Consider the following 14,607-nt stretch of genomic DNA (forward strand, 5'->3'; position numbering starts at 1 on the left):
CCTTCATAGCACAGTGAAATATTTATTTCAAAAAATAAAAGGCAACTGAAAAAAATAATCATAATACATAAAAATGGATAAAATAATAAATATATAATGTTAAAATTGTATTTTTACCATTAAATAAACAAAATAAATTAACTTTATATATGAATAATTTATAAATTAGCATCGTTAACTAATAAAAATTCAATGTATGAAAAATTTAAAAATTATTTCTATGGCAATTGCCATTCTGTCCGTGGCATCATGTGACAAATCTGATGAAGAGCTAAACACTCAAGCACCCCAAAAGCAGGATCAATCCATCCATGCAATGGGAGCTAAATTTGTTGATGAAGCTACTTATAATTCATTTGAAAAGGCTGATATCAATGAATTAAGTCTTAAATTCAAAGGGAAAGACGCTTTATCAGCAAAGAAAGTATTGCCTGCGAGCTACTTAATTAATGGCTCTGTTATCGGCGATCAGGGTAATGAAGGTTCCTGTGTAGGCTGGGCTACAGCATATGCTGCTACCAGTATACTTGAATACAATTTTAAAGGAGTTACACAGCCAAGAAGCCCCGAATATGTTTACAATCAAATTAAAGCAGGAACCGATTGTAATTCAGGATCTTACACAAGTAATGCTTTAAAACTAATAAAAAACCAAGGGGTGTGTAGTTTCACAGAAATGCCTTACAACGATACAGATTGTTCAACACAGCCTACTACCACTCAGAAAACAGCAGCAGCCAGTCACAAATTTATGAGTTGGGCAACTGTTTCCAATACAGATATTCCCGGAATTAAAAACCTGATTAGCATGAACTTGCCTGTCATAGTAGGGATGACAGTGGATGAAGAATTTAAAAATCTTAAAAACACAGGTTGGATATTAAATAAGCGCTCCGGTAAAGTGTTAGGCGGACATGCAGTTTGTATTGTAGGTTATGATGATGCCAAACAAGCTTTCAAAATTCAAAACTCATGGGGAACATCCTGGGGAGACAACGGATATTTCTGGATAGATTATAATTTCTTCAAGAAAAATTCATTCTTTGGTGGAGGAGTAATAACTGAGACATATGTAGCCTACGTACAATAAAAATATTCACATAAAAAAACAACCATCTCTTTTTGAGATGGTTGTTCTATTATAAGATCTATAACTATTTATTAATTGCAGCAACACCAGGAAGTTCCAAACCTTCGAGACTTTCAAGCATCGCTCCGCCACCGGTAGAAACATAACTCACTTTTTCACCGTAACCGAACTGCTTTACAAAGGCAACACTGTCACCTCCTCCAACTAGAGAGAATGCTCCCAATTTTGTAGCTTCAGCAATACTGTCTCCAAGAGCAATAGTTCCTCCCGCAAAGTTGGACATTTCAAAAACTCCGATCGGCCCGTTCCAAAGAATTGTTCTCGAATTAAGAAGAACATCATTAAACTGATCTCTCGATTTATGACCGGCATCAAGTCCCATCCATCCTTCAGGGATTGCATAAATATCGGCTTCTTTTCTTTCCGCATCATTATTGAAACCTTCAGCAATGATAGCATCCGAAGGAAGATATACTTTTACCTTATGTTCTTTAGCTTTTCCTAAGATCTCAAGAGCTAAAGGAAGTTTATCCTCTTCCACCAATGAGTTTCCTATTTTTCCACCCAAAGCTTTAATAAAAGTAAACGCCATACCTCCTCCAATGATCAAATTATCTATTGCAGGAAGGATATTTTCTATAATGGTAATTTTAGTTGAAACCTTAGAACCACCCAATATGGCAGTTATAGGTCTTTCTCCTTTTCTTAAAACTTTATCAATGGCCTGAAGCTCTTTAGCCATCAGTAAACCGAAAAATTTAGTTGATTCAAAATATTCTGCAATGACAGCTGTGGAAGCATGTGCTCTGTGCGCAGTTCCGAATGCATCATTTACAAAAGCATCGCCTAACTTAGAAAGCTTTTCAGCAAATCCTTCATCCCCTTTCTCCTCCTCAGTGTGGAAACGCAGGTTTTCCAACAACAGGATCTCTCCCGGCTGAAGCTCAGAAGCGGCCTTTTCAGCCCTTTCTCCTATACATTCATCCACAAACTTCACTTCCTTCCCAAGAACGCTGGAAACTTCATCTACGATATGCTTAAGAGAAAACTCATCCTTCACTTCCCCTTTTGGTCTTCCAAGGTGAGTCATCAGGATCACAGAACCTCCATCATTAAGAATTTTTTCAACCGTCGGTTTTACAGCCGTGATTCTTGTATTGTCTGTCACTTTCAGCTGATCATCCTGCGGAACATTAAAGTCCACTCTCACCAGAGCCTTCTTGTCTTTAAAATTGAAATCATTGATTGTTTTCATAAGTATCGTTGAATTTTCGTTTCACAAATGTAAGCTTTTAAACTTTTTCAACAGATCCCAAAAAACAAAACTTTTGGAAAACTTCCCCCCAACCCAATCACCCACTAATCAACAATTTTTTTCTCTTTAAAGAAAAGAATAATGTAGTTGTTGTTGAGTGTTGTTAGTTTAGGGGATAAGTTTTATTAAAATAATTGGTAACAAATAATTTTTATTCAATTCATATTTAATTCACATTGTAATATCTTGTAAATGTGATTTTTCACACACTTATTAACAGATGTGAATAACTTCCCCACAAATCCATTATTAGTTATTTAATTATGGAAAAACTCGGGAGTAAGTGAAGAAAAGAATTTGAAAGTTGTGGTTAAAATTTTCAAATACATTTCCCATTACGAAATAAAATCATCTTTAAAAATAGAAAGTTGGGAAAAGTTTTCCACAGTTATTCACAGACCTTTTAACAAATTACCCCCGATTAACTAACAGACTTTGTTATTATTCTTACCTTTGTCATGAAATAAAATCTAAAAAGACTTAATACAGGTATTATGAAAAGAAAAATAGCTATTGCTGCAGACCATGCAGGCTATGAATACAAGGAGATTGTTAAGAACTTTCTTTCTGAACGATTTGAAGTTCAGGATTTTGGAACGTTCTCCACAGACAGTGTGGATTATCCGGACTTTGTACACCCTGCTGCAACCTCTGTTGAAAACGGAGAAAATGAACTGGGAATTTTGATCTGCGGAAGCGGAAACGGAGTACAGATCACGGCAAACAAACATCAGAAGATCAGATGTGCGCTTTGCTGGATGCCGGAGATTGCAGTGCTTGCCAGACAGCATAATGATGCGAATATGATCTCAATGCCTGCGAGATTTATCTCTAAGGAAGTGGCGATAGAAATTGCAGAGAAGTTTCTATCCACAGACTTTGAAGGTGGAAGACATCAAAACAGAGTTGACAAAATTGCTGTTTGCTAAAAATATAAAGGCCTGTAAATCAAATTGCAGGCCTTATTTATTATTTATTTTGTACATTTGCAACAGCTAATAGAAATTACCCGTCTATTATTTCCATACCGAACCTTACATATTTAAAAGATATTAATCAAAGGTTTTTCTCCCCTCTTCTCCATATTTGTAGTAATTTTATACAAACTAAAGTTTCCATTGTAAAAAATTTGGAAGGAAAATTGATGCTGTTGGACTAATAAAAAAATTTAAAACTGAATGAAGATCAAAGCATCTGCGGTACTCTTTTTTGTAATAAGTTGTTTCCATGCCCAGGAAATAACGGATACAGATGGTGACGGGACGACAAATAAAGATGATGCCTGTCCCACAGTAAACGGACCTGTAGAAAATAATGGCTGCCCATGGCCGGATACGGATGGTGATGGTATCTGGGATAAAGATGATGCATGCCCTATGGGAAATACCAATGGTTGCTATGATAATAATTGCTCGGAAGTTTATAAAAAGGAACAACAGAAACTTGAGAATTTTAAAATTGAATCTAAAGATGTCAATTTTGATAAGCTCACCAATAAGATTGTTTCGGGGATAGATAAAGGTTTTTACCCGGATAAAAAACTTATCGTTCTTACTAGTCATGTTCTGGCTATTGAATCTAGAGTTGGAGACTGCAGACGTGAAAATCCGGCGCTCATTTATAATGATAAAAATTTTTGGACAATTGGCACCATAAACCAAATTTCAGTTCTCTTAAAAAAAGATATCTCAGTAGGCTCAGCCTACCAAAGTTTTTCTTCACCGGATATAGATATTGAATATAATCCTGACTTCGGTTTAAAAAATGTATCAAAATTTGCTTATAAAAAGAAGATTAAACATCTTGAAACTTTGAACAAAAGAAAGCTTGGTGAGAATCCTGTAGATAATTATGGAATGCTGATGATTAGGTTTACTAATGATTTTGGGAACATTGTAAAAGCTGAATATACGTATACGAATCTGCAGGCTGGTAAACCCTTTAGTAAAAAAGAAATTGATGTCACTTATCAGTATATTAGTAATGACTGGAAAGTTATAGAAACAAAGGAAGAAAAAAGAAAAGTACATGAAGATTAAGATATCTGGAGTATTATTTTTTATATTAAGTTATTTTCATGCTCAGGAAATATCGGATAAGGTTGCTTTTGAAAAATGCAGAAAGGAAAACAGCCGAAAAGTCTGTTTATCTGATAATGATAAGGACGGGACTTTGTTTTATCTTGACCAGTGTCCTGATGAGACTGGGATTTTAGAAAATAATGGATGTCCTTGGCCCGATACAGACAATGATGGTATACTTGATAAAGATGATGCCTGTCCCACAGTAAACGGACCTGTAGAAAATAATGGATGTCCGTGGCAAGATATGGATGGTGACGGTATCTGGGATAAAGATGATGCATGCCCTACGATAGCGGGAAAAGTTGAATTGAATGGATGCCCTCCTATTATAAGACATCAGTATTCAGTGGAAGCATTAAAAAAAGTGGAAGACGATTTTGTAGCGCGAACGAAGAATTATAATTACCACGCGCTGGCCGATCAGATTTTTAAAAAGATAGGAAAAAAATATTATAAGCATAAAATACTGTACATCTCTGTTTTGGATGTTTTCTCAGCCGGGTGTGGAATGGATAGAACCGACTATTCAGCAGATAATGTAGTAAACAGGTTAAAGTACAAATCATTTTGGGATGACAGAAATTTCAAAAAGTTTGTGAATATTTTCCCGGAAAAAACTATTATTCCAGTATCGCGAGGTTCAGATTATGCGTACAAATCTTTTTTGGAACATATCGATTTTAAAGGGATTCCAAAATCAAAACTTGATTACAGAACGGTTTTTAACGCTAAGGGTAATTTTGTAAAAACAGTAAAAAGCAAAGAAGTAATAATCCCTGAAAGTGATTTTATTCAGATATCTCTTAATATGGAGGAAAAAAATAATAAAGCAGAAATCCTGATGGGTGATCTTATTTATTATTTTGAATTTAAAAATTCTGAAGTAAAAGAAATTTCAAAGTCGGATTATTACCAATAATAACAATTAAATAAAATTAAAAATGCCAAGAAAAGGTAAATATATAAGCCATAAAAACGAACAGAAACTCATAGAGATCGGAAGACTGATCCTGCGTTTCATGAATACCAATTCCACGAAGATCTATAATTATAAGCAGATCTCAGACGGAATAGATTATAAAAATCCACGCCAGAGAGAGCTGGTCATTCAGGCCCTTCACAAACTTCAGGGTTCTGAGAAGGTCAAAGAAGTGGAAAAAGGAAAGTACATCGTTAATCTGAAGATTGCGGGAACTTTGAGTGGGACTATTGATTTCAACCAGTCCGGAAACGCGTATGTAAGCGTAGAAGGAATGGAAGATGATGTCTTTATCCATTCTAAAAATGTGAAAGATGCATTGCAGGGCGATAAAGTTCTGATCGTGACCTATCATTTCAAAGGTAAAAAGCTGGAAGGCTCCGTACTGGAAGTTCTGGAAAGAACAAGAACTGAATTTGTAGGAACATTCCAGATGGTCGCTCATAAAGACTTTGGTTTTGTCGTGTGTGATAAAAAAACAATCAATACCGATATTTTTATTCCAAGAGCAAAATTCGGAGGCGCTGAAAACGGTGATAAGGTCGTTGTAAAAATGACAGAATGGAGACCGGGCGACAAAAATCCTCAGGGAGAAATCACTCAGGTATTGGGTGCTCCGGGTGAGCATGAAACTGAGATCCACTCTATCCTTGCAGAATACGGTCTTCCGTATGAATTTCCGCAAGAAGTTGAGCTCGATGCTGATAAAATCGACAGAACAATTACCGATGAAGAAGCTGCGAAGCGTTGGGATATGCGTAATATCTGTACCTTCACGATTGACCCTAAGGATGCAAAAGATTTTGATGATGCCCTTTCCATAAGAAAACTGGAAAACGGAAACTGGGAGATCGGGGTGCACATTGCAGACGTTTCTCATTATGTAGTTCCTGGAACCATGCTGGATGATGAAGCTTACAAAAGAGCGACTTCGGTATATCTTGTAGACCGTGTAGTTCCTATGCTTCCAGAGGTTTTGAGTAACGATGTATGCTCGCTTCGTCCAAATGAAGATAAATATACTTTCTCAGCAGTTTTTGAACTTAATGATAACGCAGAAATTCAAAAACAGTGGTTTGGAAGAACGGTGATTCACTCAGACAGAAGGTTTACCTATGAAGAAGCTCAGGAACGTATAGAAACGGGCCAGGGAGATCTTGCAGAAGAAATCAATACACTGGACAGACTTGCTAAAATCATGCGTGATGAACGTGTGAGAAATGGAGCGATCACATTTGACAGAAGTGAAGTAAGATTCAATCTGGATGAAAATAACTCGCCGATTGGAGTGTACTTTAAAGTAAGCAAGGATTCCAATCACCTGATCGAAGAATTCATGCTTTTAGCGAATAAAAAAGTGTCCGAATTTGTATCACTGAACACTAAAGGAGGTGTAACGAATAATACCTTTATCTACAGAGTCCATGATGATCCGAATCCGGCAAAACTGGAAGCATTGAGAGATTTCGTCTCTACTTTCGGATATAAAATGAATCTTGACAATACCAAAAAGGTAGCAGAATCACTGAATAAACTTCTTTTCGATGTCAAAGGAAAAGGAGAAGAAAATATGATCGAAACGCTGGCCATGAGAAGTATGAGCAAAGCGGTATATTCTACAGAACCTATCGGACACTACGGTTTAGGTTTCGAGTACTACAGCCACTTCACCTCTCCTATCCGTCGTTATCCTGACCTTTTGGCCCACCGTCTTTTACAGCATTATCTTGATGGAGGTAAATCGCCAAGCAAGCAGGAGCTGGAAGACAAAGCAAAACACTGCAGTTCTATGGAAAGACTGGCTGCCGATGCAGAAAGAGATTCTATCAAGTTCATGCAGGTGAAATTTATGGAAAAACACCTTGGAGAAACCTTTACAGGTGTTATTTCCGGTGTTGCGGAATTCGGTTTCTGGGTAGAAATCCCTGAAAACGGTGCCGAAGGTTTAATCAAATTGAGAGATCTGGTAGATGATTCCTATTCTTACGATGCGAAAACCCACGCTGTTTATGGTAACAAAACCGGTAAAAGGCATCAGTTAGGAGACGAAGTTCAGATCCAGCTAGTAAAAGCCAACCTTATTCAAAAGCAGTTAGACTTTAAGATTGTTGATTAATTAAATCATAAAGTATAACTTTGTATTAATGGGATGAAATTTTTTTTCATTTAAAATACTATTGAATGTTTGAACTTGTACTTTCTGCCGTTGTCTTAGGATTTATGCTGAGCCTGGTTTTTATAGGACCTATTTTTTTCCTTTTAATTGAAACCAGTTTTTCCAGAGGACCAAGACATGCTCTGGCACTGGATCTCGGAGTTATTACGGCAGATATATTATGCATTGTTGCTGCTTATTATGCAAGTGCAGATATTGTCACTTTAATAGATAAACATCCCGGTTTTTACAGGATCACATCTATACTTATTTTTGTATACGGGATCGTCATGATGGTCACCAAGACCAAAATGCATATGCCCGGTGAAGAAAGGATCATTGGCCAAAACTATTTTAAAACGTTTTTCAATGGTTTTTTCTTCAATCTTTTGAATGTAGGGGTTATTCTTTTCTGGCTGGTTACGGTGATCTCCGTAAGAAACCAGTATCCTGATACCAGTAGTTTTATTCTCTACGTGGGCATCGTCATTGGCACCTATTTGTGCATTGACCTGGCCAAAATATTCTTAGCAAAACAATTTCACGATAAACTTACCCAGAAACTCGCCAACCAGATCAGAAGGATCGTGGGCGGGATTCTTATTGTTTTCAGTTTCTTTATCTTTCTTCAGAGTTTTAAGAAATTCAATCAGTTCGACAGGCGTTTAGAAGAAGCTGAGAAAAAAGAAATCAAATACCAAAAAACAGAACAAAAGACAGAATGAAAAAAATAATCTTTCCAAAAGCCCTTAAAAAAGGCGCTAAAATAGCTGTAATCTCCCCTGCCGGAGCTGTAGATGTTTCCCAACTTGAAAAGGGAATAGAATTAATTAAAAGCAGAGGTTTTGAACCTGTATTGGGAGAACATCTCTACACTAAATTTGCAAACGGATACAATTACGCAGGAACAGAAAAGGAAAGGTTAAGCGATATCAACTGGGCTTTAAACGATAAAGAAATTTCAGCAGTCTGGGCTTCAAGAGGCGGCTACGGATGCCAGCATCTGGTTCAGCATTTAAAGCTTAAAAACTTTACAGAAAATCCGAAATGGTATATCGGGTACTCGGATAATACCGTTATTCAAAGCTATTTATTAAAGAAAGGTTTTGCATCTATTCACGGACAGACCATGAAAACATCCAGTTTTGGAGTGACCGATGAAAGCTACGACCTGATTTTTGATATTTTAAAAGGGAAAACCCTTAAATATGCTTTACAACCAAATCAATTTAATAAACTGGGGAATATTGAAGGTGAATTGATTGGAGGTAATTTAGCCTTGATCTATGCCCTTCTGGGAACTCCATTTTCTTTTGATTTCAAAGATAAAATTCTATTCATTGAAGATATCGGGGAAAATTTTTATGCCCTTGACCGAATGATCATGAGCCTGGAATTAGCCGGTGTTTTCAAAAAAATAAAAGGACTGATCATTGGCGGAATGACCAATATGGGCGATGAAAAAGAGAATAAAAGCTATGAAGAAAGCTTTGATGAATTTGCCTATAAACTGATTTCAGACAGGATTTCAAAGTATAAATTCCCAACTGTTTTCGGATTCCCGAATGGACATATTAAAGATAACAGACCTTTAATTATTGGTGGAAAGGTTACCATGAAGATTGGAGATAAGGTTAAGATTGAGTTTTAAGAAATACCAGTCTCAATAACGCTTCTACCCTCAAACCCTCAAACTTGAAAGATGGCAACTCATAATGATTTCGGTAAAATAGTAGAAGATCTTGCAGCTGAATATCTGCAGAAGAACGGCTATAAAGTTCTTGCGAGGAATTTCAGGTTTCAGAAAGCTGAGATCGATATCATTGCTGAAAAAGAAGATTTAATTATTATCATAGAAGTAAAGGCACGTTCTACAGATGCTTTTATGCTCCCTCAGGAGGCTGTTACCAAAACAAAGATCAAGTCTATTGTTACTGCCGCGAATCATTATCTTGAAGAATTTAAGAGGAATAATGAAGTGAGATTTGATATTATTTCTGTCCTTCCGGATGAAAAAAAGAAACTCACAATCGAGCATATAACCGACGCTTTTGAAGCATTTGATGCCAACTGATTATAATAATTAATCTAACAATCTAACAATGTACCAGTGTAACAATGTTGAATACAGGAGCGTGTTTATTGTTACATTGGTAGACTGATACATTGTTACATTGATATACTTATACATTGCTACATTAAAAAAGAAATTATGAAAACAATACTCATCACCGGAGCTACTTCCGGAATAGGAAAATCTACTGCAGAGCTTCTTGCCAGACAGGAAAACAGAATCATTATCTGTGGAAGGAGAAAAGAAGTCTTAGAATCTTTAAATGCTGAGCTTTCTCAATTTACCGAAATATTTAGTTTAATGTTTGACGTAAGAAATCTGGAAGAAGTTGAAAAAGCAATCAATTCTCTTCCTGAAGAATGGAAAAACATTGATGTATTGATCAATAATGCAGGAAATGCGCACGGTTTGGATCCTCTTTCTGCCGGAAAGACAGATGATTGGGATTCTATGATTGATGGTAATGTAAAAGGACTTTTATACGTTTCCAAAACAATCATCCCTTCTATGAAAGACCGTAATTCAGGGCATATTGTAAACATTAGTTCAGTGGCAGCAAGACAAACTTATGGCAATGGAACAGTATACTGTGCAACTAAAAAAGCAGTTGACGTAATTTCTGAAGGAATGCGTCTGGAACTGACGGAATTTGGAATCAAGGTGACCAATATTCAGCCAGGTGCTGTGGAAACTGATTTCTCTCTGATAAGATTCAAAGGAGACAGTGAAAAAGCAGCGACGGTATACGCGGGCTATGAAGCGCTGAAAGCTGAAGATATTGCTGACGCTATTGCTTATTGTGTCAATGCTCCAAAACACGTGATGGTTTCAGATATGACCATCTATCCGAGTGCACAGAGTGAACCTAGAACGATTTACAGAAAATAAGGTGAAAAGTAGATTTCTTTTTATTCTGCTCTTTTCATTTGCTTTTTGGAACTGCCAGAATGTGAACATCTCCCAGAAAGATGAGACGCTCATTGAACATATAAAACTGCTGGATACCTATTTGCAGAATAATGATGCGAAGATCATTGATATTTTGCGTCAGGATGTGTCTTTTGGTCATTCCAACGGCTGGATACAGAACTTTGAAGATTTCAAGAAAGATTTTTCGTCAAAAAAAGTGATGTATAAAGATATTCAGCAGACAGAACTTTCTGAGATCAAGAGGTATAAAAATACTGCAAGCATCAGAAGAAAAATAAAAGTTTCAGGAACGTATAAAAACCAGGATTTTGAAATGAAACTGGCTTTGCTGGAGATCTGGATAAAAAAGAATACGGTATGGAAACTCTGGAGTCGGCAGAGTGTCGAAATAAAGCCATAAATTTGCACGAATTTGAAGCAATTTTGCCCTTTTTGCGATTTTGCCACCTAGATTAAAATTAAAAAGATGAAAATTCTATATCTGGAAACCTCTTCCAAAAACTGTTCTGTAGCTATTTCAGATGATGAAAAGCTCCTATGTCTATGTGAAGAAGTTTCGGAAAACTATAAACAGTCTGAAAGCCTTCACACGTATGTAGAATGGGCATTGGAAGGCGCGGGTCTCAGCATGAAAGATATTGAGGCGGTATCATTGGGTAAAGGACCGGGTTCTTATACCGGATTAAGGATCGGGGCATCGTCTGCAAAAGGATTCTGCTACGGACTGAAAATACCGCTTACCGCTGTGAATTCTTTAGAAAGCATGATAGAGCCTTTTTTAGGCAAGAACTATGATTATATAGTGCCATTGATCGATGCGAGGAGAATGGAGGTTTATACGGCCGTTTATGATGGCAAAACCGGAAAAGAATTATCTCCTACCGAAGCGAAAATTTTAGATGAAACTTCTTTTGATGAATTTAAAGATAAAAAAGTCATTTTTGTAGGGGATGGCGCAAAGAAAGCCAAAGACATTCTGAATCTTCCCGATGCGGAATTCAGAGATGACATCTACCCTTCTGCGCAATACCTGATTAAAAGAACGCTGGAGAAAATAGAAAATAAGGAATTTGAAGATATTGCCTACTTTGAACCCTTCTATCTTAAAGATTTCCACGGCGTAAAGAAAAAGAAAAGCGAAGATTAGTTCTTCGCTTTTTTTTGTGTATTTGTAATAATATTCTTTTAGATATCAGATTTCAGACACGAGATTTCAGATCTTTAGGTTGAGGCTAAGGCTAAGATTGAGAATGGTCAATGGTCAATTTTGCTTTGCGAGTCAATGGTGAAAAGGCTCCAAATCTAAGACCCACATTATACAACTCATAACTCATCATTTATAACTCATCACACCCCAAAACTCTCCGACCCCTCAAACTTTCCACCCTATTTAGGCATGGCCGGAATATCATTCGGAACACTATCTTTCTTCTCTTGTTTCTCCTTTTGTTCTTTCTGTTCCTGTTTCTTCGGTTTCTTTTTGTTGTCAGATTTCCCAGATTCAGGACCTTGTACAGATGGCTGCATCATTAAGGTGTTATCAGGATTCTGAGGGATATTTTGATTCTGTACAGGCTGCGGAGATGTACCCGGCTGCTGGGGAAGCGCATTTCCTTTGTTATCAGTCGCCTGGAAGGAAAGTTCACTTTTCAGATAGTTCAGCATTTCCTTAGCTTTTATACCTTCCGGTGTTTTGGAATAATTGAGTGCGATCTGTTCCAATTGAAGAATCATGACTTCCTTTCCACTTGTTTTTCCCGAGTTGAACGCATTCAAAAGATGAAATTTAGGAATAAGGGCATCTTTCGGAAATTTCTGGATCGTCTGGTCTATAACCTCCTTACTTTCCACGAATTTCTCCGATTCATAAAGAGCATATGCTTTTTTGTATTCATTTTCAACCTCTTCTGAAGATTTTACAAACGAAATGTTTTTAGGATTTCTTGCGAATTCCGCGTAAGAAGTATACGGATAATCGGTCAATAGGATCTGTTTTGCTCTCTCTGAAGCCTGAGGATTTTTCAGGTAATTCATGGCAAAGATTTCGTAAAGGGCCTGTAGCATTACTTTTTCTTCAGGTTTTACGTCTACAAGATCATATAACGTCTTGGTTGCTAAAGGCGTGTTGGTAAAATAATTCTGATACATCACACCCAGGCCTAAAGAAGCAGTGTCCCTGTCTTTCTTTAATTGGCCTAATTTTCCTTGATCCGTAGGGATCTGTTCGATATAGTAGGTTGTTTCAAAACGTCTCGGATTTGGTGCTGAAGTTACTCCAAGCGCATCATTCTTCATATCTTCAATAGATGCCATTTTTTTAGAATAACGCCAGTTATCGGACAATGCTCTTTCACCCCAAACCTGCTTAAACGACGATGTTCCTTTGCTTATGGTTCCTATATTACTGAAATAAAAACCTTTGGTCGTTACTCCGAAATCCTCAAAAGAATTGGAGTTTTTAGCAAATATAGAGTTGGCACTGTAGTCTCCCCCGTCAAAACCTTTGCTCCTTTCAGCACGTATTCTTTCCTGTTCTTCTTTTTCCTCTTTAGCCTTAAGTTTAGCGATATACTTGGTGAAAAAATCAGATTTCTGTGCATCACTCATCTTAGCTAAAGAAAGAATACTGTCATTCTTTTTGATCAGATAATAGTTTTTGGAAATCTTCTTGATATATTCGGATTGGTCCTTTAAAAGAATCCTGGAAGGCTCGTAAGTCATCACTGTAAGCGCTGAATCATAGTACGTTCCGGCACCGATATAGTCATTCTTTTCAAGATAACTCTTCCCTATTTCATAATACGTAAGACCTCTTACCTGCGGGTCGGAAACCTTTTCAAACAAAGATTTTTTGAAGAACTGCTGCGCTTCATCTTTCTTCCCTGCCTTGTTGGCCATTAAACCTAAAGCATAGTAGAATTCGTTCTTTCTGGAACCGTAAGTTCCTTTTTTACTGATCCCTTCCAGATAGTTTTTAGCACCATTGTAATCCCCTTTTCCATTGAAAGTCTTGGCAATAGCAATTTGGGACTTCACTTCAAACTCAAAGTCATTGGCATATTTATAAGCCTGAGTAAAGCTTTCACGTGCTTTATCATTCTGCCCAAGATTTTCAGCAACCTGTCCTCTCAGATAGGCTATTCTGCTTTTTAATTTTCTGTTTGAATTCAGTTCAAAAGCTCTGTCTAATTCAACAGATGCTTCTTCTGTTTTTCCGGCATCCAGCAAAGCTTCAGAATAATAGATGCTCATCAGTTTTGCATAGCTTTTATTGATGTCCTCTCCTTTCAGCTTAGCAAAAGTTTCATTGGCTCTGTGATAATCTTTGATCTTTGCATACGCTACACCCTGATAAATTCTTGCCAGAGGAAGCCTTTTATCATCCTTCATATGCGTAAAAACATAGTTGAGGGCATCCAGGGCCTGTACAGCCTTATTCTGGTAGATTCTTGACTGTACAAGGATCATATAAGCATCAAAAATTTTCTTGTTTTTTTCTTCCCCGCTTCTGATCACGGAATATTTGGTGATGGCTTTCTGAGCCTTTGCTTCAGCAATTTCTAAAGTAGTTGCACCCTTATTTTGCAGCTCATCAGGCTTACCGGGTGTTGTTCCCTGCGCGCCCGGCATTCCCGGAGGCATCCCCGGAGCTCCTCTTTCAGAAGAAGGTCTGTTCACTTCCGCCATTTTCATGGAGTTTTCAGCGAATGCAGCGGACTGCCCGAGATCACTTCCCAACGGTTGGTCTTCGAAGGTAAGAATAGGAATATAAGGCGCATAGAAATTGTCCTTATGCCCCTTGTCCCTGCTCGTAAATTCGCTGTTCAATGCGTCTTTAGCATTAAAAAGGGTATTATAATATGTGTTAAATCCTTTCATGAATTTTGAACGCTGCTCCGGCTTTTTGGACTTGGTAGCACAGGAGGCAACGATACACATGATCAAAAGGAATAAAATATTCTTTTTCATTATTCAATATA

Annotated in this window: 12 protein-coding genes and 1 pseudogene; 11 read left to right on the forward strand and 2 right to left on the reverse strand. The window is 37.2% G+C overall.

Annotated elements, in window-relative coordinates; genetic code table 11:
- Positions 1-196: 196 nt before the first annotated feature.
- The gene (locus N0B48_RS16630) at positions 197-1,090 is read left to right on the forward strand and encodes a C1 family peptidase (protein WP_259840005.1); all 894 of its coding nucleotides are present in this window, start codon (positions 197-199) and stop codon (positions 1,088-1,090) included.
- A 64-nt stretch (positions 1,091-1,154) separates the two neighbouring features.
- Here the strand turns inward: N0B48_RS16630 and N0B48_RS16635 are convergent, their stop codons facing one another.
- Positions 1,155-2,345, reverse strand: a complete 1,191-nt coding sequence (locus N0B48_RS16635; RefSeq protein ID WP_259840007.1) for a phosphoglycerate kinase — start codon at positions 2,343-2,345, stop codon at positions 1,155-1,157.
- A gap of 554 nt (positions 2,346-2,899) precedes the next feature.
- Between N0B48_RS16635 and rpiB the strand changes: the two genes are divergently transcribed.
- The 10 genes and pseudogenes from rpiB to tsaB all read left to right on the forward strand — a co-directional run bounded on the left by rpiB (position 2,900) and on the right by tsaB (position 11,774).
- Complete coding sequence (gene rpiB / locus N0B48_RS16640; protein ID WP_034724458.1) at positions 2,900-3,334, forward strand: ribose 5-phosphate isomerase B; 435 nt, start codon at positions 2,900-2,902, stop codon at positions 3,332-3,334.
- A gap of 303 nt (positions 3,335-3,637) precedes the next feature.
- Positions 3,638-3,802 (forward strand): annotated as a pseudogene (locus N0B48_RS22935) (thrombospondin type 3 repeat-containing protein); the annotation flags it as partial.
- A 631-nt stretch (positions 3,803-4,433) separates the two neighbouring features.
- On the forward strand, positions 4,434-5,408 hold the full coding sequence (locus N0B48_RS22940; RefSeq protein ID WP_371830622.1) for a thrombospondin type 3 repeat-containing protein: 975 nt from the start codon (positions 4,434-4,436) through the stop codon (positions 5,406-5,408).
- A gap of 22 nt (positions 5,409-5,430) precedes the next feature.
- Entirely contained in the window at positions 5,431-7,584 is a 2,154-nt protein-coding gene (gene rnr / locus N0B48_RS16655; RefSeq protein ID WP_259840010.1) for a ribonuclease R, read from the forward strand.
- A gap of 65 nt (positions 7,585-7,649) precedes the next feature.
- Positions 7,650-8,348 carry a LysE family translocator gene (locus N0B48_RS16660; RefSeq protein WP_259840011.1) on the forward strand — a complete coding sequence of 233 codons (699 nt, stop codon included), beginning with the start codon at positions 7,650-7,652 and terminating at the stop codon, positions 8,346-8,348.
- A complete protein-coding gene (locus N0B48_RS16665) occupies positions 8,345-9,274 on the forward strand; it encodes a S66 peptidase family protein (protein ID WP_259840012.1) in 930 nt (309 codons plus the stop codon). The genes N0B48_RS16660 and N0B48_RS16665 overlap by 4 nt, the downstream gene beginning before the upstream one ends.
- A 51-nt stretch (positions 9,275-9,325) precedes the next feature.
- The gene (locus N0B48_RS16670) at positions 9,326-9,697 is read left to right on the forward strand and encodes a YraN family protein (RefSeq protein WP_259840013.1); all 372 of its coding nucleotides are present in this window, start codon (positions 9,326-9,328) and stop codon (positions 9,695-9,697) included.
- Positions 9,698-9,835: 138 nt separating this feature from the next.
- Positions 9,836-10,585 carry an SDR family NAD(P)-dependent oxidoreductase gene (locus N0B48_RS16675; protein ID WP_259840014.1) on the forward strand — a complete coding sequence of 250 codons (750 nt, stop codon included), beginning with the start codon at positions 9,836-9,838 and terminating at the stop codon, positions 10,583-10,585.
- Position 10,586: 1 nt separating this feature from the next.
- The gene (locus N0B48_RS16680; protein ID WP_259840015.1) at positions 10,587-11,027 is read left to right on the forward strand and encodes a nuclear transport factor 2 family protein; all 441 of its coding nucleotides are present in this window, start codon (positions 10,587-10,589) and stop codon (positions 11,025-11,027) included.
- A gap of 66 nt (positions 11,028-11,093) precedes the next feature.
- On the forward strand, positions 11,094-11,774 hold the full coding sequence (gene tsaB / locus N0B48_RS16685) for a tRNA (adenosine(37)-N6)-threonylcarbamoyltransferase complex dimerization subunit type 1 TsaB (protein WP_259840016.1): 681 nt from the start codon (positions 11,094-11,096) through the stop codon (positions 11,772-11,774).
- Between the two features lie 239 nt (positions 11,775-12,013).
- On the opposite strand, the gene porW is transcribed toward tsaB, so the two are convergent.
- Entirely contained in the window at positions 12,014-14,596 is a 2,583-nt protein-coding gene (gene porW / locus N0B48_RS16690) for a type IX secretion system periplasmic lipoprotein PorW/SprE (protein WP_259840017.1), read from the reverse strand.
- Positions 14,597-14,607: the final 11 nt, after the last annotated feature.

The sequence above is a fragment of the Chryseobacterium herbae genome, assembly GCF_025154075.1.
GTDB classification, from domain to species: domain Bacteria; phylum Bacteroidota; class Bacteroidia; order Flavobacteriales; family Weeksellaceae; genus Chryseobacterium; species Chryseobacterium herbae.

Bases quoted from the DNA above. Each gene is read 5' to 3' on its own strand.
- N0B48_RS16630 (WP_259840005.1), top strand. From the start codon at position 197: ATGAAAAATTTAAAAATTATTTCTATGGCAATTGCCATTCTGTCCGTG.
- N0B48_RS16635 (WP_259840007.1), bottom strand. From the start codon at position 2,345: ATGAAAACAATCAATGATTTCAATTTTAAAGACAAGAAGGCTCTGGTG.
- rpiB (WP_034724458.1), top strand. From the start codon at position 2,900: ATGAAAAGAAAAATAGCTATTGCTGCAGACCATGCAGGCTATGAATAC.
- N0B48_RS22940 (WP_371830622.1), top strand. From the start codon at position 4,434: ATGAAGATTAAGATATCTGGAGTATTATTTTTTATATTAAGTTATTTT.
- rnr (WP_259840010.1), top strand. From the start codon at position 5,431: ATGCCAAGAAAAGGTAAATATATAAGCCATAAAAACGAACAGAAACTC.
- N0B48_RS16660 (WP_259840011.1), top strand. From the start codon at position 7,650: ATGTTTGAACTTGTACTTTCTGCCGTTGTCTTAGGATTTATGCTGAGC.
- N0B48_RS16665 (WP_259840012.1), top strand. From the start codon at position 8,345: ATGAAAAAAATAATCTTTCCAAAAGCCCTTAAAAAAGGCGCTAAAATA.
- N0B48_RS16670 (WP_259840013.1), top strand. From the start codon at position 9,326: ATGGCAACTCATAATGATTTCGGTAAAATAGTAGAAGATCTTGCAGCT.
- N0B48_RS16675 (WP_259840014.1), top strand. From the start codon at position 9,836: ATGAAAACAATACTCATCACCGGAGCTACTTCCGGAATAGGAAAATCT.
- tsaB (WP_259840016.1), top strand. From the start codon at position 11,094: ATGAAAATTCTATATCTGGAAACCTCTTCCAAAAACTGTTCTGTAGCT.
- porW (WP_259840017.1), bottom strand. From the start codon at position 14,596: ATGAAAAAGAATATTTTATTCCTTTTGATCATGTGTATCGTTGCCTCC.